The organism is Streptomyces sp. NPDC026575 (assembly GCF_055567415.1).
Genome location: NZ_JBVHQM010000036.1, coordinates 1 through 26,874, shown reverse-complemented (window position 1 = coordinate 26,874; position 26,874 = coordinate 1). Strand labels below are relative to the sequence as shown.

Here is a 26,874-nt window from a genome sequence, read left to right as displayed (position 1 = left end):
AGGGAAGGCCGACGCTTTCGCCGCCGCGGAAACCTTCCGCGCACAGTCGCGTGCCCGCCGTGCCTTCAGTGGTGCCCTCACGCCTGGGGCGTGTCCGGTGGGTCCGGAGGCCGGGAGTCGGGGGTCGCAAGGCCGGGAGTCGGGGCATGGGGCCGGAAGCTCAGCCGTGAGGCTGTGCGTCACAGGGCGGCAAGGACGTGGCGGCGCAGCCCGATGGTGTCCGGCGCGTCGTGGGCGTCCCGCTGCCGGGGGTGCGGGACGTCCAGGACCTCGCCGGATGTGAGCAGGGCGATCCGGTCCCCGAGGTAGAGGGCCTCGTCGACGTCATGGGTGACGAAGACGACGGTCGCGCCGGTGCCACGCAGGATCTCCACGAGCAGGTCCTGCATCCCGGTGCGGGTATGCGGGTCGAGCGCGCCGAACGGCTCGTCCATGAGCACCGCACGGGGCCGTCCGGCCAGCGCGCGGGCCAGCTGGACGCGCTGCCGCTGCCCGCCGGAGAGCTGGTGCGGCAGCTTGCGGGCGTGGCCGGAGAGGCCGACCCGCCGCAGCCAGCCGTCGGCGACCCGCTGCCGTTCGGCCCTGGCCACCCGGCGGATGGCCAGCGGCAGTTCGACATTGGCGCGGACGCTCCGCCACGGCATCAGGGCGTCCTCCTGGAAGACCAGCGCCCGGTCGGCGCCGGGTCCGTCGATCGGTGCCCCGTCCTGGGTGACCCGCCCGCTCAACGGGGGCAGCAGTCCGGCGAGGGTGCGCAGCAGCGTCGACTTGCCGCAGCCGGACGGGCCGAGTACGCCGACGAGTTCGCCCGGCGCGATCCGCAGCCGCACGGTGCCGGGCAGGGCCTGCCCGGCCCGATGGCCGAGCCGTACGTCGTCCAGGGCGAGCTCGGCGCCTTGCCGGACGGGAGCAGTGCTCGTGCTCGTGCTGCTGCTCGTGGGACTTGCCGGACTCGCCGGACGTGTGGGGCTCATGGGACGGGCTCCTTGTCGAGGGCCGGAGCGGGGGACGGGGCGGCCGCCGGAGCGGCGCGGAGGGCGCGGCGTGCCGCACGGGACGGGGCGCGCTCGGCCGGCCGCGGCAGCCAGGAGGTGGCGCGGCGGCCGAGGAACTCCACCGCGGTGGAGGTCAGCCAGCCGAGGGCGCCGATGGTGGCCATGCCGACGAAGACGCCCGGATAGTCGACGACCGTGTAGTCCTGCCAGGTGCGGTAGCCGACCCCGTACTCACCGGAGATCATCTCCGCGGAGATCACACAGATCCATGCGACGCCGATGCCCACCGAGAGCCCGCCGAAGATCCCCGGCAGCGCGCCGGGCAGCACCACCGAGAACAGCACCCGCAACCGGCCGCCGCCCATGGTGCGCACGGCCTCCTCCCATACGGGCGTGAGCGCGCGCACCGCGTGCCGGGTCGACACCAGGACCGGGAAGAACGCCGCGGTGAAGGTGATGAACACGATGCCCTGCTCATTGCTGGGCAGCAGCAGGATCGCGACCGGGACCAGGGCGATCGCCGGGATGGGCCGGGCCACTTCCACCAGCGGGCCGAGCAGATCCGCAGCCCACCGCGACCGGGCGATCGCCGTGCCCGCGGCCACCCCGACCACCGCGGCCAGCACGAACCCGACCACGATGCGGCGCAGGCTGTGGCCGAGGTCCTGCCAGTACGGGCCGGTGACCAGCCGGTCGCCGAAGGCGGAGGCCACCTCGCCGACCGTGGGGAACTGGCCGAACCGCAGCCAGAGTTCGACGTCGAGGGAGGTCAGCAGCTGCCAGAGGCCGAGGGCCGCGGCGAGCGAGGCCGCCCGGACCAGCCACCGTCCCGCGCTCATGAGGCGCGCCTGACGGCATCCGCGTAGCTGACGACCCGGGCCCCGGCGTGCCGCACGATGTACGTCTTTGCGTGGGCCGGGGTGACGAAGGCCCGCAGGTCGGAGCCGTCCGCGACCCACACCGCCCGGTTGGCGAACCACAGGGTGCCGGTCAGCGCGTCCGGTACGTACGCGGCCCGCACCTCGGCGCCCTTCACGGCCTTCAGCAGCTCCTTCGGGCTGTCGAACGTACGGGTGGTGGCGCGGCCCCTCAGCCACAGCTCGGCCTCGGCGGCGCCCGGCTTCGGAGCGGAGGCCGCGCGCGCGGTCCGCCGCAGCGGTGCCGGGTCGACGAAGGAGTCCACGTCGACGTCGCCCACCAGCTTGGCCGCCTTGAGGATCGGTACGTCCTTCTTCAGCGCGGCGATCAACTCCGGGCGCAGCGCCGGGTCGAAGGTGGCGATGCCGTGGGCACCGTTGTAGAGGTAGACCACCTCGGCGGGGAGCCCGGTCTCCTTGGCCACCGACTCGGCGGCGGCGACCGGCCGGTTGCGCAGATAGCCGGTGGCCCGCCGCTGCGCCTTGAGGAAGTCGCCCAGGACCCCGGCGCGCTCCTTGGCGAACTTCTCCCGGACGGTGACGCCGTGGAAGGTCGGCAGATTCAGGTCGGCCCCGTCGTACAGGGCCTTCGCCTTGCCCTGGTAGGCCAACTGGCCCGGCCAGGCCACGAATTGGGACAGTGCGTCGACGCTGCCCCCGGCCAGGGCGGATGCGCCCACGCTGGGCTGCTGGTTGAGCTTCTCGATGCCCCGCTCCGGATCGATCCCGGCCTGCTGCAGGGCTCGGACCAACGTGCCGTCGGCGGCCGAGCCGACGCTGGTGGAGACCTTCTTGCCGCGCAGGTCGGCCAGCGAGCGCAGCGGCGAACCGGGTGGGGTGACCACGGTGTTGAGCCCGCCGCGCAGGTTGTAGCCGGTGACCGAGACGAGCCGCGTCGGCTGCCCCAACTGCCGGCCGCGGGCCGCGTTGATCAGTAGCGGGAAGTCGCCCATCGACCCGATGTCGATCTTCCCGGCGGTCATCTGGGCGGTGATCGGGGCACCCGTCGCATAGTCCTGCCACTTCACCTTGTAGGTGCGGCCGTCCTTCTTGCCGCGGGCCGCGAGCTCCTCCTCGAAGTAGCCGAGGGAGCGCAGCAGCGTTCCGGCGGTGACGGTGTTGATGGTCTTGGACTGGTAGCCGACGGTCACGGTGACGGTCTTGGAGTCCTGGGCCCCGGCCGCGCCACCGCCGCACGCCGTGGCCAGCGGCAGCAGCAGGGCCAACGGCAGGAACCGGGGGAGTGGCAGGCGCTGGGGGAGTGGCAGGCGCCGGGGGAGCAGGACAACAGGCATGGCTGTCTCCAGGGAGGGCGGTCGCGGGAAGTCGCAGGTAGGAGTGGGGAGGTGGAGCCGGGGCGGGCCGTGGGTCAGACGGAGCGGTGCAGGACGCCGCTCATGGTGATGCGGTCGCCCCGGAAGCGGATGAACTCCAGGTCCACGGGCCGCCCGTCGGGCAGATGGGTCAGCCGCTCCAGCATCAGCACGGCACTCCCGCGCGGAGCCTGCAGCACCGCCGCGGAGTGCGCGTCGGCGTTCACGGCTTCGAGAGTGATCTCGGCATGCCCCAGTGGGCCGCCGGTCAGCGTCTCCAGGAGCCGGAAGACGTCCATGGACTCCAGGTCGCAGCCGAGCAGTTCACCGCCCACGTCCATGGGCAGATAGGACAGGTCCAGGGAGAGCGGCAGTCCGTTGAGGCGGCGCAGCCGCTCGATACAGAGCACGTCGGTGTGGTCGGGCAGGCCGAGCCGGTGCGCCACCGGGCCGGGGGCACTGACCGGCCCGACGGTGCGGACCTCGTTGGTGACCCGGCCGTGCTCGTGCAGGGTCTCGGCGAGACCTTGGAGCCGGTCGAGGCCGTGCGCGTACTTCTCGCAGACCACGACGGTGCCGACGCCGGCCTTCCGCTCCACGAGCTGCTCGCCGCGCAGCAGGTCGAGGGCCAGCCGGACGGTGTTGCGGCTGGCCCGGTAGTCGGCGGCGATGGCGTTCTCCAACGGCAGGACGCCGCGCGGAAAGCCGCCCGCCAGGATCTGGTGGCGCAGTAGATCGGCGAGTTGCCGGGCCCGGTCCGCACGCAGCCGCCGACGGCGCGCGGCGGCGACCGGGAGTGCGGCGGGGATGCGTTCGGCTGGCATGGCAGGGAACGTACCGGCGCCGCGACCCCGATGGTGTTGCGGCAGTATTGCGCCACCTGGCGGCCCGGTCCGCACCGCTCTGACCTGCGCCATCGCCTGCCATGGGCGAAGATCCGCCACCCCGGTGCCCACAACGTGGACAGCCGCGCCGGCTACGCCTGCCGCTCCACCCCGCTCGCCGGCCAGGCGGGGGAGCGTGAGCGGCCTCCGTGAACTGTGCGTTGGATCACATCGGTCTTCTCCCGCCACATTCCTGTTATCCGACGACCGCCCCCAGGTCTCCCAGGCATCGGACGTTGCCGAGCGACGTCGACGAGCTGGGGACAGGAAGAGGGGCGCGGAGCGTGAACAGTGAGGTCGGGGCGTGGCTCGTCGAAGCCGCCGCCCACTACTGCGACCACACCCGGCCGGACGGCACCGGGCCCGGAGAGCGCATCACCGCTGCGGACCCAGGTCTTCGCCACCCGCTGAGCAGTCGGCGCGACCGGCCAACCCCCTTATGAGCCCCGGCGACCGCCCCCGCTCCAGCCCCTGCGCACCTGTCCCAGCTCCTGCGCGCCTGTCGCAGCCCTGAGTGCCGGGCGCTCGCCCTGGCACCTCCTCAGCCACCTCTCCCCCCTCATCCCCACAAGTACAGACGGGAACCCGTTCATGAACACAAGACGCTCGACACATCGGCGCGGCAAAGCCAGGCGCCGTCTGGCGCTGGTGACCGCGGCGACCGCGGCCGCCGCCGGCCTGGCCGTCGGTGTGGTCACCATCGGCTCGGCCAGCACCACCGACCGGCCGGGCGCCGCGGGCCGGCAGACGCCCGGCGTGGAACCGCTCTACGAGACGCCGCCCGAGCCGCTCACCGACGTGCCCGAGAGCAACGGTCGGCGCGGCATGGTCTACCAGGGGCTCAAGCCGGCTCCCGAGGGCGACCCCTGCGTCGGCGTCTACGTCGTGTCCCAGACCAAGGCGAAGCTGTGCACGCACGGCCCGGACGCCCCGCCGAAGGGCGTCGACATCACCAAGGACGCCGTGCCCGCGGTGCGGCGGACCGCCCCGGCCCCGGCGTTGAACGGCGGTGCGAGCGGCACCCCGGCCGCCTCCGACGTGCTGTCCGGCGGCATTCCCGTGCTCGACGCGCGTACCGGTAAGGCGGAACGGCCCGCATCGGCGGCGTCCGGCTCGACCACCGGCGCCGCCGCCGACGCCGGTTCCAAGGTGCTCTGCGAAGGCGACGGCTCCTCGGGCGACCGCGTCCAGGTGCTCTACGTGCACGCGCCCGGAAGCGACCGGTTCGCACAGTACGTGGCCTCGTTCAAGAAGTGGGCGGCCGAGGCCGACGTCATCTACAACGAGAGCGCCAAGGAGACCGGCGGCAACCGCCACATACGGTTCGTCACCGAATCCGACTGCACCGCCAACGTGCTGAACGTCGAGGTCTCGGCCGCCGCCCTGAGCGAGTTCGGCTCGACCAACAACGCGCTGGCCGCCAAGGGCTTCAACCGCCGCGACCGCAAGTACATGATGTTCGTGGACACCAAGGTCTACTGCGGCATCGGTTCCTTCAACGGCGACGAGCGCCCCGGGAAGGAGAACCTCAGCAACTTCGGTCCCTCCTACGGGCGTACGGACGCCGGCTGCTGGGGCGGCTCCACGCCCGCCCACGAACTGGGCCACAACCTCGGCGCGGTCAACAACAGCGCCCCGCACACCAGCGGCGGCGGGCACTGCGTCGACGAGTGGGACATCATGTGCTACTCGGACTCGCCGAACTACCCGAAGATGCAGACCCTGTGCCCCGAGCGCACCGGTGACGAGCGGCTGGACTGCCACCACGACGACTACTACAACACCGCACCCAAGCCCGGCAGTTATCTGGCCACCCACTGGAACGTCGCCAACAACCGCTTCCTGATAGCCGGCGGCGGCACCCAGCCCGACCCGGACCCGACCGGCACGCCCACCCCGACGCCGTCTCCGACGTCCACGCCCGGCCCGTCTGCCGGTCCCGCCGCGAAGGTCACCCAGATCACCGCGAACTCCGCCGTGGTCAGCTGGGCCAAGGTGCCCTCCGCCGCGGGCTACACGGTCTTCCTCGACGGCCGCAGGCTCGCCGACGTCAAGGACACCGCGACCCGCGTCGTCCGGCTGACGCCCGGCACCTCCTACCGGATCGCCGTCGCCACCCGGAACGCCGACGGCAAGACCTCGAAGCCGGGCCCTGCCGGCACCTTCCGCACCCTCGCCGCCGACGGCGGGCCCACCCGGCCGGGGACGAAGTATGTGCTGGTCAACGGCCTCACCGGGCAGGCCGCCGACATCTGGGGCGGCTCCACGCAGAACGGCGCGGTCGCCATCGCCTACCAGCGCCACGGCTACGCCAACCAGCAGTGGACCTTCAAGAACGCCGGCGGCGGCGCCGTGACCGTCAGCTCGGCGGTGTCCGGCAAGTGCCTGCAGTTCGACTCCGCCGCCGCGGGCCAGTACGTCGCCCAGCAGCCGTGCAGCGGTGCCGCGTCCCAGAAGTGGCGGCTGCGCAGCGCCGAGGACGGCAGTCGTCTGCTCCAGCCGCAGGGCTCGTCCCTCGTCCTGGGCGTCAGCAAGCGCTGGTACTACGGAGGCTGGCTGCTCGAACTGCAGCGGCCGAACAACGAGGGCTACCAGAAGTGGACCCTGCAGCGCGCCTCCTGAGCGGCGTGCGGCGGTCTCCCGACCGCTGACGGCCGAGTGATACGGAGCCGGCGGCTGCCCGACCCCCAGCAGCCGCCGGCTCACCCCTTCACCCCCTCAGCTCTCTCATTTCCCCCTCACCCCCCATCTCCCTCCAGAGCCAGGAGCACCCCGTGCGACACCCGCGTTCCTCCCGCCTCGCCCCGGTCGCCGCCCTCGTCGCGCTGCTCGCCGTCGGGCCGGTACCCTCGGCCGCCGCACACGGCGACACCATCGACTTCGCCATCGTCACCACACAGCCTGCCGACGGCCGGGTGCGCACCGTCGCGACCTGGGAGAACGACAAGGACCCGGTGACCGATTCCCTCGCGGGAACGCTCTCCGCCGTCGATGTGAACGGGCGCTCCCTCGGCCCGTGGAAGCTCGTCCCCGCCCATGGCGCGAGGGCGACCTACACCACCCGCGAGGCGCTGCCACCCGGCCGTTGGAAGGTGACCGTGGACTGCGGCTTCCCCGAACTGGGCCACGGCGCGGGCACCGTGGACGTGCCCGCCCCCGGGGCCAAGCCCACCGACACCCCTACGAGCGCGCCCGCGAATCCGTCGAAGAGCCGGTCGGCGGCCCGGTCGTCGTCCGCCGCGTCATCGGCCCGCTCCGCCGACGGTCACCAGTCCGCCACGTCATCGTCCGCCCCCATCTGGGCGGGCACGGCCGCCGCAGCCGCGCTGGTCGCCGGGGCGGCGTTCCTGGGCGTCCGACGCCGCCGCCGGGCCGGGCGCTGAGCGGATGGACGTGGGGGCCGGCACCTCACCCACGGCCGCCATGGCGCCGCGCGGGAAAATTCGTTGGCACGCCCTCCCACGACCTCGCTACGGTGACGGACGACCGCAGATCGCGGATCGCTGACCGGGCCCGTGTGCCCTAGAGAAGAGTGTCTATGCCCCGGACCGCGCCGAGCGCGCCTCGCCGCACCGCGTAACCAACCGTCTCGCCTGCCGCCGTTTCCGTGCGGCGACCGGACGTGAGTTCCGGTGTCTTCACCGCCAAGCAGCACCTGCCCGCCCCATGGGGCGGCCGGATGCGCATGGATTCTTCGTCGAGGATCGCTCGGCCGGCTCTTGCTGTCATCGCAGACCCTTTCAGCAAGGAGCACCCCGGGTGTCCAGCAGCAGCAACAACATTCTCAAGATCGACACCTTCACCTGCGCATGGTGCGGTCTTACCGTTTCGACCTTCGCCGCCGACGGAACGCGGCGCAACCACTGTCCGTCGTGCCTGCACTCCCAGCACGTCAGCGACCACGTCGAGGGCGGCCCGAGCCACTGCCACGGCCGGATGACCCCGATCGCCATCGCCGTGCTGCGCACCGGTGACTGGATGCTCGTCCACCGCTGTGTGCGCTGCGACGAGCTCACCTCCCACCCCGTCTGCGCGGACGACAACCAACTCATCCTGATGCGTATGGCCGTCCGCCCGCTCGCACAGCCGCCGTTCCCGCTCGAAGCGCTCGGCAGCCTGTGAACCGGCGGAAGGAGGAGTACGACATGCCACGACGCAAGCAGTCCCGCGGCCGTGCCCAGGCGGCACGGCGTCCGCAGCGGCACAAGGACGTCCTGCACGGGAACGGCGGCCACCGCACCCACGACTTCCGGTGCGTCAACTGCCGGTTGGACGTGCCTTTGACCGCACCGGGCACCGCTCACCGCAACCACTGTCCGAACTGCCTGGCCAGTCTCCACGTCGACCACCGCATCCCCGGCGACCGCGCCTCGGACTGCCGTGGGCGGATGGAGGCACTGTGCATGTTCACCCGGCCGGACGGTGAGTGGATGATCGTCCACCAGTGCCTGACCTGCGGCGAACTCAGCGCGAACCGCATCGCCGGCGACGACAACGCCCTCGCCCTGGTGCGCCTGGCACTCAAACCGCTCCAGGACACCACCATGGCCAGCCGCACACTGCTCACCCTGTAGGGAGGTCACGCGGGGGCACCGGTGTGCGCGGCACCGGTGCTCCCCGCCGGCCCGGACGAGGCGGGCAGGCCGTCGACACGTGCGGGTGCCACGACAGGTGAGGGAGTCAACGCGCGCGCTCGCCGCCCTGGCCCGGAGCCGTGGCGCCGGAGCATGTGGCGGCAGGCGGTACCAAGTCAGCGGCGATCACGACGTCCCGGTAGGCAACGTGTCCGGGGGGTAGAACTGACGCACCCAACGGCGGTATTGGCCGATGGCGCTCTCCTCAGGGGCGAGCTGGGGGTTTGGCTCGTACCGCTTCCGGTTCCAGATCCTGGCGTCCTGGCGCATCTGGTGGGCGATGGTCTGCACGAGCGCTTGCCCCGCCACCGCGGACCAGGACATGGAGGCGGCCTTCCGGAGCCGGGAGGAATCCGCGCGCGAAGCGGCCTCTGTCACGATGACTACACGCAAGCGCGTCTGCCATGGCCCGACCGGGGTCGCCATCAGCACGATCCCCAACGTCATTCCGAGCTGGTCCAGCGTCACCTCCCCCGACGCCAGGCCAGGGCCGGACAGGACCACGCCCTGCTCCACGTTGATGGTCGCCAAGCGGACGGACAGCTTGATGTCGGCGCTGAAGGATATGCGCAGCAACGGCCCTTCCTCTACCGGGGGAGCCACCTCACGAAGGGCGACGTTGTGCACGATCGGCTGATGCTGGTAGTCGACGAAGCTCTCCATCACCTCCTGTGGGTGCGAGGCCAGGAGCGTGCTCCAGGAGGCGGCGGGCGCGAACCTGTCATCAGGTGTCTCTGAAGGCTCCCAGGCAGGCGGTGCGGCATCATGGCCGTACCACACATAGATGATCTTTCCCCGCTCGCGCACGGTGAACTGCCCCAGCGTCGCCCGGGGCGGGGCTCCGCCTGGGACCTTGACGCAGGATCCCTCGACGTCGAAGGCGAAGCGGTGGAACGGGCACACCAGATGCTCGCCATCAACCACCCCCCCGGCGCCGAGGTGGGCGCCCAGGTGGGGGCAGTGGGCATCCACGACCCGCAGGACGCCGCCCCTGGTGCGGTAGAGGACAACATCGCGGCCCATGAAGCGCCGGTTCACCACCGCGCCGGCCGGCACCTCTCGGGACAGCGCCAGGCAGAACCATCCCGACGGGTACGGCAGCGGCACCCCGTCTCCCTCGCCCATGGCGAGGTCAGTCCGCAACGGAACGGCTCCCGGCCGCACTCGATGTCGGAGCCCGGCCAGCGATTGCCTGTTCAAGGTCTTCCTCCTCGTCCCTTTGCTCTCGGCCGCCCCCTGAGCGGCCATTGCGCCAGTAGCGACTGGCCGCTCCTGACGGCGATCACCGCGCCGACCTGTCCCTGCGGTGTCAGCAGTCGCTTGTCCAGCGGGGTGCGCCCGGCGCAGGAAACCTCCAGCAGGGGCCGCGTGGCGCGCGGTGAACAACTCGGCCCCCGCCAGCGCCTCCCGGAGCAGGCTGATCTTGCGTCCCGCCCGCTTATCCCGTGCAGGTCGGTGGCCACGGACGACAACTTGACGCCGACACCGCTACGGTGCCGTGCTGTCCGGTGGCCAGCCTTCTTCCTCCCTCGCCTTCTCGGCGGCGTAGGTACTCACCAGGTCGTCGAAGCGGTACCGCTTGGGGGCGTACTCCTGGATGAGGTGCGCGTAGGCGAGCCCGGTGAGGGCCTGCATCGCCGCCAGGGGCGGCACGTCGGCCAGTTGGCCCGCGTCGGCGGCGGTGATGTCGCAGAGCCGGTGCGCGCCGAGAACGCGGAACATGCGCGCCTCGGCGCTCGTCAGCCGCTTGTAGGACCACGAGAAGGCCGCCCGGATGTCGCCCGAGGCCCGGCCGCCGCACAGCACGTTGAGCCGATTCTGCTCGCTCTGCAGTTCCTCGGCCAGGTGACGCAGTGGGACCATGGGTCTTGCGACCGCTCGCGTGGCCGCTATCACCAGCGCCAGTGGCAGCCGTGCGCACGCCTCGGTCACCTCTGAGAGGGCGGCGCTGTCGATGTCGAGGTCGCCGGCGGCCAGCCGGCTCGCGAGCAGGGCCTTCGCCTCGGCCCGGGAGGGCACGTCGAGGGTGGTCAGATGGGCGCCGTGCGAGGTCACCAGGCCGGTGAGCTTGCGGCGGCTCGTGATGACGACCATGCATTGCGGGTTGGCCGGGATCAGGGGCTGCACCTGCGCGCTGTCATACGCGTTGTCGATCAGGATGAGCATCCGCCGCTGCGCGAGGGTGGTCCGGTACAAGTTGGCGTATGCCGCCGGGGTCATCGCATCCGGCTCCGGCAACGAGATCAGCGGGGCGAGGACGGACCGGATCGCCTGCTGACTGCTCACCGAGTCGGTCGCTGGGCTGAAGGCACCCAGGTCTATATACAGTTGCCCGTCGGGGAAGCGGTCAGCGATCTTATGGGCGAAATGGAGGGCGAAGGCCGTCTTGCCGATTCCCGGGGGGCCGCACACCACGGAAACCACCGGCGAGGAGCCGACCGGCGACATCTCGTCCGCCACGTCGGTGAGCACCCTGAGCTCGGCCTCGCGCCCGATGAAGTGCCGAGGCTCAGCGGGGAGCTGGTGGGGAACGCCGACCGGCGGCCGCGGGACCTCGTGCCACTGCGGGCGCGGCTCGCGCGCGGTGTCGGCGTGGACCCGCTGCGGCGGGACAGGCCGTGCCAGGGACAGCCTCGGGTCGCCCGCCAGGATGAGCTGCTGGAGGTGCTGCAGCGGGCCGCCGGGATCGATGCCGTAGTCCTCGGCGAGAAGCCGGCGCGCCCGGGTGAACGTGTCCAGCGCCTCCGCCCGCCTGCCGCACCGGTACAAGGCGAGTATGAGCTGCTCCCACCGTCGCTCCCGCAGTGGCTGCGCGGTGGTGAGTGACATCAGGAACGGCAGCAGTTCATGGTGCTGGCCAAGGGCCAGGCGCGCGTCTACCAGCGACTCCTGGACCGCGTGGCGGTGCTCAAGCAGTTCCGAGATGACCGGCTGCATGATCGGCGTGGCCGGGAGGTCGGCCAGCGGCGGGTCGCCCCAGGTGTCCAGGGCGCGCTGGAAAAACCGGGCGGCGCCGGGGACGTCGCCCAACAGCTGGGCCGCCTGCGCCTGCTGGGCCAGGCTCTGGAAGTGATGCAGGTCCAGCACGTCACCCTCGTGCAGCGCGAGGCCATAGCCGTCACGGCCCGTCTGCAGCCGCTCCTTGATCGGAGCCGCCTTGCGCAGGCCGTAGAGGTTGCTCCGAAGCGCGCCATCTGGATCGCTGGGCAGGTCGGTGCCCCACAACGCGTCAGCAAGATATTTTTTACTGACGCGGCGCTCGCTATTAAGTAGGAGGATGCACAAGGTGCTCCGCTGGCGGGGTCTCATAATTGGCAAGGGATCGCCGTCGGCAAAACGCACCGCAACCGACCCCCCAAGAATTGCGAACTGCACTTCCGCCCCCGTCTGATTAGCAGTTCTCGCCCACATGAAGCCGTGAAGCGCCTCTGTTTCCGGACGCGCGAGGCTATTCGATCATTAATTTGGCGGTTGCCGTCAAGACCCTACGGCGGCTTCTGTCCGGTAGTGGACACGCCATGTTTAGGGTTTGGTATGTGAGGTTTGTCAGTGAATGTCCCTAGGGGAGTCCCCGGCCTGGCGCGCGAACAGCCTCGCCCACCGAGCGCCGGGGTTCTCCGGTGCGGTGTTCTTTTAAGTGTACTCAGCAAGAAAAGTGCTTACGGTATTCGCCGACATAACACCTCCACGAATCCGCACCGTCCCGATAGCCGCCCGGCGACCGGAATGTCATCTAGCTGCCACACCGGCACACCCTGTCGCACGACCCCCTATGGTGGGCGCCGAGGCCGCCCCGGGAGGCTCATGGAGTGAGTCCAACGGCGCACCGATGCAGACCGAAAAACCGCGCTCAAGGTCCGGCACCTCGCCAACGATCCCGGAGTGAGACCTGGGCTGGATGATTGACCGAGCCCTTCCGATGACAGTGGGGGCTACCAGCGAGGTCACGCTGCGGTCATGCTTGGATCACGTCCCTGTCGCGAGCATGCTGATAATCTGACCGGCGCGAAAGGCGCTCATTTGTGTCGCATCAATAGAACACTCAATCATTCATTATCGGCCCTCTTTTCAAATGGGCCTGAATGTTGCTTGACGCACCTGGGAGGATCGCATGCGCAACGTGCTTGCAGGCAAGAGGACCACAGCAGATCCCAGCGAGACCGTTCCGCTAGCGCCTGGGGGCCTCCCGGTCGTGGGTCATGCGGTGAAGGCACTCCGTGATCCAAAGGGATTCCTGCGTTCGCTGCCCGCGGACGGCGACATGATGCGCATCAATGTCGGCCCGCTCAAGGCGGTGATGGTCTGTGACCCGGAGCTGATCTCACAGATACTTCTCAACGATCGCATCTACGACAAGGGCGGTCTGCTGTTCGACAAGGCCAGGGAGGTATTCGGCGACGGTCTGGTGACCTGCCCGCATGCCATGCACCGACGGGAGCGCCGACTGGTTCAGCCTGCGTTCCACCGCAGCCGACTTCCCGGCTACGCCCAGGCCATGACCGAGGGGACGACCCTGCGGACCGGCCGGTGGCGTGATGGTCAGGTCCTGGATATTCCGGCGGAAATGCTCAGCCTGACGATGCATAACATGTTGCAGGCGATGCTCGGCGGGACACTGCCCCCAGAGGGCCTTCGCCAGACGGTCAGCGACGCCACCGAGGTGCTGCACGCGACGTACCGGCAGACATTCATGCCGGCGGCGGTGAACCGGATTCCGACCCCCGGCAACCGGCGCTATCAGCGGGCTGTGGCCGGACTCCACAACACCGTGACCGACATTATCGCCAAGGCCCAGGTGGACTCGGCGGACCATGGGGATCTGCTCTCGGCGCTCCTGACAGCCCGCGATCCAGGCAACCCCGATGACCCGGCCGACGGCTGCCAGAGCGAGCGTCTGAGCAGCGCCGAACTCCGCAACGAGGTCCTGACCTTCCTGGTGGCAGGTTCGGAGACCACAGCGATTGCCTTGTCATGGGCGCTGTACCTCATCGCCTGCAATCCGGATATCCAGCAGCGGCTGTGGGCCGAGACGGATCGCGTCCTGGACGGCAGGCCGGTTTCCCTCGACCACCTGCCCGACCTGAAAATTGCTCACCAGATCATCACCGAGACGCTGCGGCTGTACCCGCCGGCTGGGATGATATGGACCAGGCTCGTCACGGCAGACACCCGCCTGGGCGGCTATGACATCCCGGCCGGGACGACCATCGCGTACAGCTCTTACGCTGTGCACCGCCAAGCGCGCTATTATACGGACCCCGACGTCTTCAATCCTGACCGCTGGGATGCCGAAATGCTGCATTCAGCACCGCGCAATAAGGCATATCTCCCCTTTGGTGGCGGTGCGCGCAAATGCGTCGGCGACCAGTTCGCCATCACAGAGGCTGTGCTGGCGCTTACGGAAATCGCCTCTCTCTGGCGGCTGGAATCCATTCCCGGACAGAAACGTCCGGCGGTCACCACCTCCATGGGACCACGTCATCTCAAGATGCGCCTGAGTGCCAGGACTGCACCGGAGCGCACATCATAGCGCGAGCGCACAGATCCATTCGGGATAGACAGATCCATTTAGGATAGTAAGGCAGGCTCTGCCGTCCAGGGAGGCCGGCAAGCCGAACGTACAGGTCGCCCGTGCCCTGGAGTGAGGAAGCCTCCAGGGTTTCCGGGGAATAGCGACCCATTTCCGGCAATGCGGCGGCGTTCCTTTTATGTGACGCGCCAGAAGGCCCGCGAGAACATTATGCGGTGGATCGGGCTCCGCTGAAGCCGGATCGTCTTCACTCTTTATCTGTTACTGGTGTCCGCATGGGGCCAGTATGAGTATCTGAGAATTACAGGCAGCCGCGTAAATAACTACAGGCTCCCCTGTCCGGGAACGCGAGCGGTCACGCATATGAAAAACGCGGGCGGTCACGCGTGTGGAAAAAAATATGTGAAAGGCAGGCGCAGTGATGGTGAGTCAGGAGCGAGACGGCATGAGTGGTGCGAGGACTGCCGAGGGGTCGGGGGAGCCTGTTGCGGTGATCGGCGTGGGGCTCCGTCTCCCGGGCGGGATCACCACGTTGGACGGGTTGTGGGATGCCTTGTCCACTGGCCAGGATCTTGTGACCTCGGTCCCCGAGGACCGATTCAGTACCGATGATTTCGTTGTGAGCGATGGTGGGGTGAGACCGGGGAAGACGTATACCGGTGCGGCCGGGATCGTCGGGGACGTGTGGGGGTTCGACCCGGAGTACTTCGGCATTTCGCCAAAGGAGGCAGGCCAGATCGATCCGCAGCAACGGTTGCTGCTGGAGTGCGCGGTGGAGGCCTTCGACGACGGGGGCGTGGATCCGCGGCTGCTGGCTGGTGCGGAAGTTGCGGTGGTGATGGGCCTGACCGTTCAGGACTACTGGGGTCTGCTGACCCGGCGTCCCGGGGTGCTGAATTCGTTCGCCCCCACTGGTACGGGGGCGTTCAGTGCGGCGAACCGCATGTCGTACCTGTTTGATTTCCATGGGCCGTCCCACACGGTGGACACGGCGTGTTCGTCGTCCTTGACCGCACTGCATCTGGCGGCTGAGGCGGTCCGTTCGGGCCGTTGCGAGGCTGCGTTGGCCGGCGGTGTCAACCTGGTGCTCGGCCCGGGCGGGCACGTCATGTCCAGCCAGGCGTCGATGCTCTCCCCGACGGGGCGTTGTCACTCGTTTTCGCAGGACGGCGATGGCTTCGTCCGGTCGGAGGGCGCGGGGGTCGTGCTCCTGAAGCCGTTGAGCCGTGCTCTGGCTGATGGTGACCGCGTGCACGCGGTGATCAGGGGTTCGGCGGTCAATTCCGACGGGCGGACCCTGGGGATGTCCATGCCGGGTGCGGATGCGCAGGCGGCGATGTTGGAGCGTGCCTACGCCGAGGCCGGTGTGCGCGCTGACCAGGTGTCGTATGTGGAGGCTCACGGGACCGGGACGGCGGCGGGCGACCCGACGGAGTGCGAGGCTCTGGGACGGGTTCTGGGGCGGCAGCGCGGGGGGAAGCCGTTGCCGATCGGGTCAGTGAAGTCGAATCTGGGGCACCTGGAAGCGGCGGCCGGCATGGCGGGCCTGTTCAAGGCCATGCTGGTCCTGCGCGAGCAGCGGGTGCCCGCTACCTTGCACGCGCAACCGTTGAACCAGGCGATCGATTTCGGCGGGCTGGGTCTGGACCCGGTGACGGCCATGCAGCCGCTCGACGGTGGGGCCGGCGCGCGGCGTATTGCCGGGGTCAATTCGTTCGGTATCGGCGGCTCGAACGCGCACGTGGTGCTGGAGTTGCCGGATGCGCCGCCGGCCCCGGGCGTCATCGAGGACGGGGCCGCGGGGACTGAGGGCAGGCGGTCGGATGCGGCCGTGCCGGTGGTGGTCACCGGCCGGACGGAGGCGGCGCTGCGGGAGTCGGCGCTGGCAATGGCCTCCTACCTGGAAGGCATTGACGATTCCGCCCTGGTGGACGTCGGGTTCACCACGGTGCGGCGCCGCGAGCGCCGTGAGTTGTGCACGGCCGTGCTGGCCTCCAGCGGCGCGGCGGCCGCGCAAGCACTGCGGGAGACGGCGGAAAAGGGCGCGTCGGACGAGGCGGCATCGGCCGCCAGCACGGCCCGCGGACGTGTCGGGTTCATCTTCAGCGGAAACGGTACCCAGTGGCCGAGGATGGGCGCGGAGCTGCTGGGGCAGGACGCTGCCTTCACCGCCGAGGTTCGGGCTGTCAGCCGCGAACTGGAACCGCTGCTGGGCTGGTCGGTCGAGGCGGAAATGGCGGCGCCGGACACCGGGCGGTGGGCGCTGACAGAAGTGGCGCAGCCGATGCTGTTCGCCCTGCAGGCCGGATTGATCATGTCGCTGCGCGAGCGCGGGGTGCGACCGCACGGGGTCGCGGGTCACAGCGTCGGTGAGGTCGCGGCCGCCTACTGCGCCGGAATTCTGGATCGTCCCCAGGCATGTCGCGTGATCGCGCACCGTAGCCTCGCGCAGGCGCCCACCTTCGGGACCGGGCGGATGGCGGCGTTGGCGCTGTCGCCTGCGCAGGCTCAGCGGTTGCTCGACGAGATGGGGGCGAGCGACCGTGTGGTGATCGCGGCTGTGAACTCCGGCAATGACGTCACCCTGGCCGGGGACAGCCAGACACTGGAGGCTGTTGAGGAGCGCTGTGTTCGCGACAGTGTGTCCTTTCGGTTCCTGCGCCTGGACTACCCCTTCCACAGCCCGGCCATGGATGTTGTCCGCGGCCCGCTGCTGGACGGCCTCGGAGAGCTTGAGACCGGCCAGGGCGGGATCCCGATGGTCTCCACCGTCACCGGCCGCGTACTCGCAGATCACGAGATGGACGCCGACTACTGGTGGCGCAACGTGCGTGAACCGGTCCAGTTCGCCGGGGCGGTCGAGGCGCTCATCGGTGAGGAGCATGGCTGTGACGTTCTGGTCGAGGTCGGCCCTCACCCGGCGCTCAGCGGCTACCTGCGCCGCATCGCCGTCGATGAGGGGGCGTCGGTGGAGGTGGCGTCGACGCTGACCCGGATCAGCGCCGGCCCACAAGCGCTGAACGGCACCGTGCTGCACGCGGTCGCGGCCGGGGCGCAGCTGGACTGGGAGCGGTTCTTCCCCCAGGGCGGACGCGTCGTGGATGTCCCGGCCTACTCGTGGCAGCGCCAGCGCTACCAGTTGGGAGACCCCTCGTGGTGGTCCGACCACGAGATCGCGCCGGCGCCGCAGCCGGTCCCGTCCAACCCGCTGCTGGGCCGGCGCCTGCTTGCGGCCGACCCGACGTGGGGGCGGGAGCAGAGCGCAGCCTGGATCGCTGATCACAAGATCGGCGACGCTGTCGTCATGCCTGGCACGGGCTTTCTCGACATGGCGCTGACGGCGTCCCGCGAGGTGTCCGGCGGACCCGTGGAACTGCTCGACATATCCCTGGCCAGGTCGCTGGTCCTGCCCAGCGATCCCACATCGGCTCCGGTACGCACCACCACCACCGTCCGCCCCGATGGGACCTTCGTCGTCGCCGGGCACACTGGTGCGGATATCGAGGCCGTCCAGCACGTGAACGGGCGGTGGCGCGGCTTGGCCGAGGTCAGGCCCGCTCCGGTGGACGTGGCTGCGCTCGCCGGCCGCATCACCGAACCCGTGGACGCGTCCGACCACTACCAGGCATGCGCCGCGGTATCGCTCAACTACGGGCCGGCATTCCGTACGCTGGCAACGCTGACTGTCAAGGACAGCGAAGGGCTGGCGAGGCTTCACACAGATCAGTTCGCCGACAGTGAGCATCAGGCCCGTGTCGTTCTCCTCGACGGCTGCCTCCAAGCGATGCTGCCGCTGGCCGCTTCCGTCGTCTCCGGCTCCGCGCAACCCTACGTTCCGCACCTCCCGGTGTCGGTGGGAAGCGTCCGCGTCTGGGGTCCCCTGCCCGCCACCGTCATGGCGTACCTGCGGCTGACGTCCGTTACCGAGACCGGCCTCATGGCTGACATCACCGTCTGCGACACCGACGGAACGGTCCTGCTCGACCTGGGGGACGTATACGCGCGGCGCATCGAGAACAGCGGTTCTCCTGCGCCCGAGCTCTACACCGAGGTGCTCAGGGCACGCCCGCGGATGACCGCGCTGCCCGGCACCCCCTGCCCGCTCCCTTCGCCTTCACGCGTCATCGACGAGTGCGGCCCGATCGTCACCCGGCTCGATGACGCGTTCAGGGACCAGGGCTACAGCGGCCACATGGAACGGTCTCGGGAGCTGAGCGCCCACTACATGGCGGCTGCGGTGAGCAGCATCCTGGACTCCGCGGTGGCACGAGGTGCGATCACGGTCGACGGACCGGTCGGTGGACGGGACTTCAGCCTCGATGACCTGAGGACTGCCGGCGTCAGGGAGAGCCTGAGCCCGTTGGTGGAGATGATGTTGGCGATCGCGGTCCGGTACGGGCTGCTGACCGCTCGTGCCGACGGGGGCTGGCGCCAGAGCGGAACACCGATGCCTGAGGAGCTCTTGCAGGACAGGCTGAACGAATTTCCAGAACTCATCGTGATGTGGCAGGCCGCTGCGTGGGTCGGGCGCAGCCTGCCCAGCGTCCTCACCGGTGAGATGGAGGGGCTGGAGGTGCTGTTCGGCGAGTCCGGTCCGATCGCGGCGCAGGTGTACAACCACGATCCAGGACTCACGTACCTGTCCGATGCCGCCGTGGCATACATCCGCGCCGCCCTGGCCGACTGGCCGGCTGACCGGCCCTTGCGGATCCTGGAGATCGGCGCCGGCACCGGGGGCTTCACCGCTCGCATCCTGCCCCACCTGCCGCCCGAGCGCACGCACTACGTGTACACCGACGTCTCCTCGGCGTTCTTCCCCAAGGCCGAGGCTCGCTTCGCCGCCTACAACTTCCTCGAATACCACGCCCTCGACCTGAGCGCTGATCCCACCGAGCAAGGGTTCGCAGCGGGATCCTTCGATCTCGTCGTCGCGAGCAATGCCCTGCACACAACGACCGACATCACTCAGGGGCTGCGCAACGCCGCCACGCTCCTGGACGACAACGGTCAGCTCGTCGCCCTTGAGCTGCACACCAACTCCTACGTCGCGACGTTGTTCGGCATCCTGGACTCCTTCTGGGATTCCTCCGACTCCGAACTGCGGCCGACCGGCGCGGCGCTGACCCGCGACCAGTGGCCGACAGTGCTGGAGCAAGCGGGCTTTTCCGCCAGCGCATTCCTGAGCGCACAGCCGGAACACGAGGGCGTTCCCGCATCGGTGATCGCGGCGGTCCGGGCCACGGGCGCTCAGCCTGACAGCGCGCCGCGGGACCAGGACGCAGACGGCGCAACCCCCCCGTGCCTGCTGATCGCTGAGAGCGGGGACAGCTCTGCCGACCGCCTGGGCGACTTCGTGGCAGCCGCCCTGACCGCCACGGGAGCACGCGAGGTGGTGCTCTCGGATCTCCAGCCGCAGACGGACTGGGCGGCTCTGCTGCCGGCCGCGGGGCCGGTCGATATCGTCTTGGTCACCGACGACGCCGAGCAGACGACGGTCGAGCAGACCACCGCGCGTGCCGCGCATGCCTGCGCCCAGCTGAGTGCCCTGGCAACCGCCTGTGCGCAGGCCGGCGGAGATCTTCACCCCACCCTGTGGCTGGTCGCGGGCACGACTGCCGACAGGCTGGACGCCCCGATGACCCATACCGGTGCGGCCCTGTGGGGCGCTACCCGCACTCTGGCCAACGAACAGCCGCTGCTGACCGTCCGCAGGATCCGTGTTGTCAGCGGGACCGAGGGGTCGGCACAGCAGGCGGCCGGTCACGTCGCGTACGAGATCACCCACCCCGATGCCGAAGACGAATGCGTGATCACTCCTCATGGGCGCTTCGCTGTGCGGGTGCAGGCGCTGCCGGAAACCCGGCAGACACGCGCCCACGGCGCCACTGAGAACTTTGCGCTGGCCGTCTACGGCGAAGCAGGCACCCCCCACAGGCTCGTCTGGCAGGACAGCAGCGTCCCCGCCCCAGGGCCGGGTGAGATCACCGTCCGCGTGCAGGCTGCGGCCCTCAACGGCCGTGACGCTCTCTTCGCCACGGGACGCCTGCTCCCGCCCCGTGGCGCACGTCCGGGCGACGTCCACCTCGGCTGCGAAGGCGCGGGGATCGTGACCGCCGTCGGAGACGACGTCACCGGCATCGTCCCAGGAGACCGGGTTGCCGGTATCACGCACGGCGGCTGGCTGGCCTCGCACATCAACCTGCGTGCCGACCGGGTGGTAAAGCTCCCCGAGCAGGTCACCTCCGCCGCGGCGGCAAGCCTTCTCATCGCTCAGCTGACCACGCACCATGTCCTGGGACACGTGGCCGGTCTGGGACCTGACGACAGTGTTCTCATCCTGGGCGGATCTGACGGGACTGGGCTGGCGGCCATTGATTTCGCCCGGCGCGCCGGGAGCCGCGTCATCGTCGGCGCCCCCACGCCGGCTCTGCGCGCCCTGCTGGATCTTCCGGGGGTCGACCACGTGGTGGACTCGGGTGCTCCCAGCTTCGCCGAGGAGGTCCGGCACGTCACCCAAGGCGGCGTCGACGTCATCCTCAATCTCAGCTCTCTCACTGCGGACCTGCGCCAGCGTGCGCTGGACCTCCTGGCGCCAGGGGGCCACTTCTTCGACGCCGGACCGCTCGTCGCGTCATCAACGACGCCGCTGGACCGCGACGTCACCGTTCACGCCATCGATGTCGTCGGCTGGTTCGAGCAACCCTCACTCACGGCAGATCGCTGCCTGCACGACCTGCAGAAGCTGATCGACAGCGGCGAATACCGCCCAGTGCCCCACATGCTCTACTCCGCCGACAAGGTATACGAAGCCATGGACGGCGTCCTGGCCGGTCAGGAGGCCGGGAAGACCGTCATCGCCCTCGACGACGGGGTCCTTATCGATCGCGCCCCCGAGCCGCCGGTGCTGGATCCCACGGCAACCTATCTGGTCGTCGGAGGTCTTGACGGCTTCGGAGCCGAGACCGCCCGGCACCTGGTCCGCCGGGGAGCGCGTCATCTCACGCTCGTCAGCCGACGTGGCACCGCACGCAACCAAGACGCCGCCGCCCTGGTCAGCAGCTTGAACGACCAGGGAGTCCAGGTGGACGCGCGCGCTGTCGACATCTCCGACCCGAAAACGGTCGACCAGCTCTTCCGCGACCTTGACGCAAGCGGACGCCGCCTCGCGGGGGTGATCCACGCTGCCATGGTCCTCGATGACGACGAGGTCACCGACCTGTCCGTCGAGCGCTACCTGACCGTCCTGAACCCCAAACTCACCGGAGCGCTTCTCCTCGACTCCCACACCCGCGAACGCGACCTCGACTTCTTCGCCATGTACTCGTCCTTCGCCGCGTTGCTGGGCAATAGGAGGCAAGCCTCGTACAGCGCCGCCAGCCTTACCTTGGAGAACATCGCGCGCCAGCGCAGGCACGACGGCCTGCCCGCCGCCGTCCTGCAGTTGGGCGCCATCTCCGACGCCGGATACGTGCTCCGCACCGGAATCACCTCAGTGATGAGCGATTACGGCATCCTGCCCATGACCTCGTCCCAAGCACTGGACCGCTTCGACATGCTGGTTCTCCACCCGGACACCACGGTCACCGCGGTCGTCGCCGAATCCCGGGGCCGTGAGCAGGCACTCATGGCCTTCCTCCCCACGGTTACCGCGCCCCGTACCGCCACGCTGGTCCACACGCCGGATGCCGGCGCTGACGACAGCCTCTTGCCGCGGCTGCGGGCCGCTGCCACCGCAGAGGAGGCCCGGCCGATACTGCTTGAGGCCCTCACTGCCTGGCTGGCCTCCGGTCTCCACACCACACCCGATCGCGTCGACGTCAGCCGCCGTATCGATCACCTCGGCGCCGACTCCCTCACCGCCACCGAACTCATCGGCCACATCCGCCGCCACACCGGTTGCGCGATCCCCGCCCCCGAAGTCATGAGCGCGTCTCTCACCAGCATCGCCGCCACCGTCCTCCAGCACCTGCGCCCCGAGAGCCAGTCCTGACAAACCCGCGTCAGGGTGCGTGCGAAATGGCCGCGACCCAGCAAGTGATCAAAGCCAATAGCTAAACCGCATGCCAGTTGTACAGAAAACGGATTCGGTAGCGAGGCAGGCCGAATCCGTTTTCTGGATAACCTGATGGGAGCAGCCTCTGCTCCTTGTGGCTACGAACGGGCAGATATCCCGGGAGAGAACAGATGCCGCTCACGACAGCCCTCGCTTTTCCGCCGTTCAGCAACCCTTACCCTCCGGGGATCCTCAGCACGCTGGCTCACACGAACGCGAGCGTGGCCGATGCTCTTGAGATGACAGACGAGAAGCTCGCGGAACTCGGCCAGCCACCCGTGACACACAGGCTCACCACCGAAGCTTCTGGACCGGCCCCCAGCCTGGAAGCGGAATACGTCCATAACCTGGTTGCGGCAACGCTTGTCCCGTACTCGGTATATGTGTCACTAGATCTGAAGGTTCAGCCGTCTATCCTTCTCGGACATGGCGCAGGCTTCAATGTCGGTAGTGTCATCACGGACCTCATGTCCATGGCAGAGACAATCGATGTTCTCCTTACGGGCTTCCTCGAAGCCAAAAGGCTTTCGCTGCGGGGCGGAATGCTCGCCCTCGCCGTCAACCAGCAGACCGCTTGGGCGCTGTGTCGGCAGATCTCGGAAGACGGCCTCTACGTCGGCATGATCAATGCCCCGAATCAAACGGTCGTATGCGGCCGATTCGGCGACCTGGACCTACTGGAGAGTCACGCGGAACGCAAGGGAATCCCCTGCAGGCGTCTCGCTGCCCTCCTCCCCATCCACACCCCTCTGTTCAAGCCGGCAGCCCTCCAGGCGATCCTTCGGCAAGAAGAGCGAACCGTGCAGCCCGTACTGCCCCCTCTGTACTTCAGTACCGAATGCCGACCCATCATCGAAACTGACACGGTCAGAAAAGCGTCACTCGCCATCTGGACCAAACCCGCGAACCTCATCGAATCCATCGCGGATCTTCAGGAGAACTTCGGTATCAACCACTTCATCGAAGTCAACACCACCCCGACACTCGCGCCAATGATCATCCAAAACGCGCAACCGGGCACACGAGTCGACGGCCCGCCACCCGGCATAACGGATGCCGCGGACGTACTCCCATTCCTCAACGGCGCTTAGTGGCCTCGATCTCGCATGACGGCTCGCCAGTCTCTCTGGCGGGCCGTTTCTGCGTTCGCGGTGGGTCCAGGGCCGGGGGCGGGCCAGGCGGGGTACCGGTGGTGCGGGAGGTGAAGCAGGTCAGCCGCATCGGGCGATCTCACCGCAGTCGCCGGCTCGGTCCGCCCCGGCCCGACCACCCGGTCACGGACCCTTCCCCAGAGCCGACGCCGCACGTGTGAAGTGCCTCACCACCGCAACGGCTACGGAGCAACGAGCTGCTGTATCTCCATAGTTGATAGCCTACGGCTATCAAGATCAGTCCAATACTATATTGGATGACAGCTTGCTTCAGGCCATACAGTCCTGTGCATGACCACCCAATCCGCATTAACGGCCCTGCCGTGTCCGGCTCCCCGGCAGGTGACGGTGCCCTCACGGCCCCGTGTGGGCCCTCAGCTGCTCCGCCTCGGCTCCGCCGCCTGTGGCGACCCTGAGGTCCGCGACTCCGTACGGATCAGCTTCGGCCGCATGCGGCAGACGGTTGCCGAGACCACCGGGCTCGACCCCGTGACGATCAATAAGTTCCCGGCCTTCGGGATGCTGCTCGACAACGGCGCCGCGCTCCAGGCCGCCGAGTCGGACGGCCCGTGGGCGGAAGGGGGACGGACTCGCATCCGTCCCGGTCTGCTCGACCACACCACGACCGGGAGCAGCCGATGAGCACGACCCGGGAGCACTCCGAGGCGCGGCTGCTGGTCCCCTCCCTGGTGTTCATCGCCCTGGTCGTGGCGGCAGTCGCCAGCCTCGGGGCGCCGCTCATCACCAGCGTGGCGACCGCGTTCGATGTCTCACTCGACAGCGCGCAGTGGACGCTGACCATCGCGCTCCTGAGCGGCGCGGTCGCCACGCCCATCCTCGGTCGGCTCGGAGCCGGCCCACACCGACGAGCCACGATTCTCACCACGCTGGCGGTCGTCGTCGTCGGCAGTGCGCTCACCGTGCTACCGCTGCCGTTCGCGTGGCTGCTGGTCGGTAGGGCCGCACAAGGCATCGGGCTCGGTCTGACGGCGCTGATGATGGGCGTGGCCCGCGACCATCTCCCCGAGGAGCGCAGCGGGTCCACCATCGCCCTGGTCTCGGTGGTCTCCATCATCGGGGTCGGCGTCGGCTACCCCCTCGCCGGCCTGCTCACCGAGTTCGGCGGGGTGCGCGCTGCCTACGGCCTCGGTCTGTTCGTCACTGCCATTGCCCTCCTGGCCGCTTGGCGCTCCATCCCCGTAGCCCCCGAAGGCCGCTCCGGCCACATGGACATGGCGGGCGCGCTTCTCTTGGCGGGTGGACTGTTCCTCGTCCTGTTCCTTGCCGGCCAGAAGAGCCTGTGGAGCCATCACCTCGCCCTGGCGGTGGTGCTCGCCATCGTTGCCGTGCTCTTGCTCTGCGTCTGGACCGTCTTCGAGCTGCGCGCCAAGACGCCCCTGGTCGATGTCCGGGCGCTCCGGCACCCGGCGGTCGCCGGAGCGAATGCCGCCATGTTCGTCGGTGCGATCGGCATGTACATCCTGCTCACGCTCATCTCCCGGTACGCGCAGACGCCGCACAGCGCCGGCTACGGCTTCGGGCTCACCACCTTCGTCGCCGGGCTGGTCCTCATCCCGTTCTCTGTGCTGGGGTTCATTGCCGGCAAGCTCACGCCTCGGATGCGCGAACGGGTCGACGCACCCTTGCTCTTGGCCGGCAGCGCTGTCGTCATCGGTGGCGGGTTCGTCCTCTTTGCTGCGGCCCGGTCGAACCTGGTCGAGCTGTTCGCAGCAATGAGTGTGCTGGGCTTCGGTGTGGGCAGCTTCTCGGCCGCTATGCCCGGCGTCATCCTGGCCGTCACCCCCAAAAGCGAGACGTCCAGTGCCATGAGCTTCAACTACGTCGTGCGCAGCGTCGGGTACTCGCTCGGCAGTGCCATCGGTGGCCTGGTCCTCGCCGCCGGCACTGACACCGGCCGTATCTTCCCGAACGACAGCGCCTACACCACGGCAGCGCTGGTCGGCATCGTCGCGATGGCGATCACGGCGATGACCAGCCTTGTCCTGGCCCGCCAGCGCTCGCCCGAGGCGGAACCGGCCGTCTCCCCGGCCGGCGCGCCGAGCCGGAGCCGGTCGAACCAATGACCGGCTCGCCGGAAGGCGCCGGCACGCGTAAGACCGAAAGGAACTACTGCTCAGGTTGAAGTCGAACTCGCCTTTGGGCTTTCGGCCAAGGCCGTGAAGCTCTCGCCGCCGGCGGCGGTGCCGGTCCTGAGCGGCTGGTGGGCGGTGAGCAGGGGGCAGGACCGACCGGTGGCCTGCGGGTGGCCGAGAGCCGGGCGAGGTACGCCGCTCCGGTGCCGGCGATCGCGACCACCGGCGGGCCCGCCCGGCGGGTCCCGGCGGTGGTCGCGATCGCCGGTCCGCGCAGCAGATCGAACAGGGCCCGTATCGGGCGCACACCGAGCCGGGCGCGGGCGTGCCCCCCACTGCTCGCCCGTGCGCTTCGGCAGCGGCTGCTGGACGCCAGAGCAGCCGTAGGTGTCGAACACCACGGCGTTGGTGCCGGTCTGGTTGTCGGCTCCGAAAGCGGGGGAGTCGAAGTCGTAGCAGACGCCGTTGGTCGGGTTGGTGACCTCGCCGTGAGTGCCGTCGGTCCGGTCGAAGGCGAATGCGCCGGTAGCCGCCTGGGCCCCCCGCCGCGAACCCCTGGGACTTGCTCTCCGCCATGCCCCTGGCACTCCCAAGGAGCTCAGAAGCCCCCGAGGACCGCAGGACAATCACTTACTCGTCGCAAGGTACTTGACGCGCAACTGAACCCATCGGACACGCCCTAAAGTCGGCTGCTCCAGATGACCTCGCGGTCCTCGTCCTCGGGACCTGCTGACGGCCCCAGCGGGTCTTCTCCGCCGCGCAGAGCGCTGATCCGTGTGCACAGCACAAACCCCGACCCACTTGTCGAGTGGAGGGCCACCACGAGATGCCGATCCCTCCAAGGCGAGGCAACTTCGGAGAAGTCCAGAATCTGCTGGGTTGCGTCGTCGCTCGCGGTGTGTAGCTCCATCGACTTGTAGTGAGTGACCAGTTGCATGGCGCGCACGCCTTCGAAGAGCAGGTCCAGACAGCGGGTATCCGTACTGTCCGGAGCAGCGCGAAGGAGTAGTTGGGAGTGTCCGACCCCGTAGCGCCAGACCGTGAAGGTGCGCTCAGAACGGAAGAGAACCTCAGAACTGGAGCCATCGTTCGATGGGATGGGCAACAGGACGACCTCCTCGAAACCATGGAACACCGACTTCGTTGCGCGCGCTGGGCCAGGCGGCAGGGCGTTGGGGCAGCCACGCGGCGGGTTGGGCATCGGGATTTCGGCTAGGGCCTGTCCGATGGGTCCTGGCCGGGCCCGCGACGCCTGGCACGGCACCTCGCGGCGTTGCCGAATCATCCCGATAGCTCCGCTATCG

Annotated in this window: 16 protein-coding genes; 9 read left to right on the top strand and 7 right to left on the bottom strand. The window is 69.1% G+C overall.

Going from position 1 to position 26,874, the window contains the following annotated elements; genetic code table 11:
* Positions 1-179: 179 nt before the first annotated feature.
* From ACZ4NB_RS34270 to ACZ4NB_RS34255, 4 genes are all read right to left on the bottom strand, one after another.
* Positions 180-974, bottom strand: a complete 795-nt coding sequence (locus ACZ4NB_RS34270; RefSeq protein ID WP_467666944.1) for an ABC transporter ATP-binding protein — start codon at positions 972-974, stop codon at positions 180-182.
* Positions 971-1,834: an ABC transporter permease gene (locus ACZ4NB_RS34265; protein ID WP_467666943.1), complete on the bottom strand. Its 864-nt coding sequence runs from the start codon at positions 1,832-1,834 to the stop codon at positions 971-973. Before ACZ4NB_RS34265 ends, ACZ4NB_RS34270 begins: the two co-directional genes overlap by 4 nt.
* Entirely contained in the window at positions 1,831-3,207 is a 1,377-nt protein-coding gene (locus tag ACZ4NB_RS34260) for an ABC transporter substrate-binding protein (protein WP_467666942.1), read from the bottom strand. The genes ACZ4NB_RS34265 and ACZ4NB_RS34260 overlap by 4 nt, the downstream gene beginning before the upstream one ends.
* Positions 3,208-3,281: 74 nt before the next feature.
* Entirely contained in the window at positions 3,282-4,049 is a 768-nt protein-coding gene (locus ACZ4NB_RS34255; RefSeq protein ID WP_467666941.1) for a GntR family transcriptional regulator, read from the bottom strand.
* Between the two features lie 651 nt (positions 4,050-4,700).
* On the opposite strand from ACZ4NB_RS34255, the gene ACZ4NB_RS34250 reads away from it, so the two are divergent.
* The 4 genes from ACZ4NB_RS34250 to ACZ4NB_RS34235 all read left to right on the top strand — a co-directional run bounded on the left by ACZ4NB_RS34250 (position 4,701) and on the right by ACZ4NB_RS34235 (position 8,683).
* Entirely contained in the window at positions 4,701-6,731 is a 2,031-nt protein-coding gene (locus tag ACZ4NB_RS34250; protein WP_467666940.1) for an RICIN domain-containing protein, read from the top strand.
* A gap of 152 nt (positions 6,732-6,883) precedes the next feature.
* Entirely contained in the window at positions 6,884-7,492 is a 609-nt protein-coding gene (locus ACZ4NB_RS34245; RefSeq protein ID WP_467666939.1) for a hypothetical protein, read from the top strand.
* A gap of 376 nt (positions 7,493-7,868) precedes the next feature.
* Complete coding sequence (locus tag ACZ4NB_RS34240) at positions 7,869-8,231, top strand: RNHCP domain-containing protein (RefSeq protein WP_467666938.1); 363 nt, start codon at positions 7,869-7,871, stop codon at positions 8,229-8,231.
* A 23-nt stretch (positions 8,232-8,254) separates the two neighbouring features.
* On the top strand, positions 8,255-8,683 hold the full coding sequence (locus ACZ4NB_RS34235; protein ID WP_467666937.1) for an RNHCP domain-containing protein: 429 nt from the start codon (positions 8,255-8,257) through the stop codon (positions 8,681-8,683).
* Positions 8,684-8,869: 186 nt separating this feature from the next.
* On the opposite strand, the gene ACZ4NB_RS34230 is transcribed toward ACZ4NB_RS34235, so the two are convergent.
* Both ACZ4NB_RS34230 and ACZ4NB_RS34225 read right to left on the bottom strand, forming a co-directional pair.
* Entirely contained in the window at positions 8,870-9,850 is a 981-nt protein-coding gene (locus ACZ4NB_RS34230; protein ID WP_467666936.1) for an aromatic ring-hydroxylating oxygenase subunit alpha, read from the bottom strand.
* A gap of 381 nt (positions 9,851-10,231) precedes the next feature.
* Complete coding sequence (locus ACZ4NB_RS34225; RefSeq protein ID WP_467666935.1) at positions 10,232-12,118, bottom strand: AfsR/SARP family transcriptional regulator; 1,887 nt, start codon at positions 12,116-12,118, stop codon at positions 10,232-10,234.
* Positions 12,119-12,854: 736 nt separating this feature from the next.
* Between ACZ4NB_RS34225 and ACZ4NB_RS34220 the strand changes: the two genes are divergently transcribed.
* The 5 genes from ACZ4NB_RS34220 (at position 12,855) to ACZ4NB_RS34200 (ending at position 25,561) form a co-directional block, all read left to right on the top strand.
* A complete protein-coding gene (locus tag ACZ4NB_RS34220) occupies positions 12,855-14,273 on the top strand; it encodes a cytochrome P450 (protein WP_467666934.1) in 1,419 nt (472 codons plus the stop codon).
* A 490-nt stretch (positions 14,274-14,763) separates the two neighbouring features.
* The gene (locus ACZ4NB_RS34215) at positions 14,764-22,263 is read left to right on the top strand and encodes an SDR family NAD(P)-dependent oxidoreductase (RefSeq protein WP_467666933.1); all 7,500 of its coding nucleotides are present in this window, start codon (positions 14,764-14,766) and stop codon (positions 22,261-22,263) included.
* Positions 22,264-22,457: 194 nt separating this feature from the next.
* Positions 22,458-23,417: a hypothetical protein gene (locus ACZ4NB_RS34210; protein ID WP_467666932.1), complete on the top strand. Its 960-nt coding sequence runs from the start codon at positions 22,458-22,460 to the stop codon at positions 23,415-23,417.
* Between the two features lie 510 nt (positions 23,418-23,927).
* A complete protein-coding gene (locus ACZ4NB_RS34205) occupies positions 23,928-24,119 on the top strand; it encodes a hypothetical protein (protein WP_467666931.1) in 192 nt (63 codons plus the stop codon).
* Entirely contained in the window at positions 24,116-25,561 is a 1,446-nt protein-coding gene (locus tag ACZ4NB_RS34200; RefSeq protein ID WP_467666930.1) for an MFS transporter, read from the top strand. Before ACZ4NB_RS34205 ends, ACZ4NB_RS34200 begins: the two co-directional genes overlap by 4 nt.
* Positions 25,562-26,249: 688 nt before the next feature.
* On the opposite strand, the gene ACZ4NB_RS34195 is transcribed toward ACZ4NB_RS34200, so the two are convergent.
* Positions 26,250-26,874 (bottom strand): hypothetical protein (locus ACZ4NB_RS34195; RefSeq protein ID WP_467666929.1); only part of this gene is annotated, 625 nt, incomplete at its 5' end.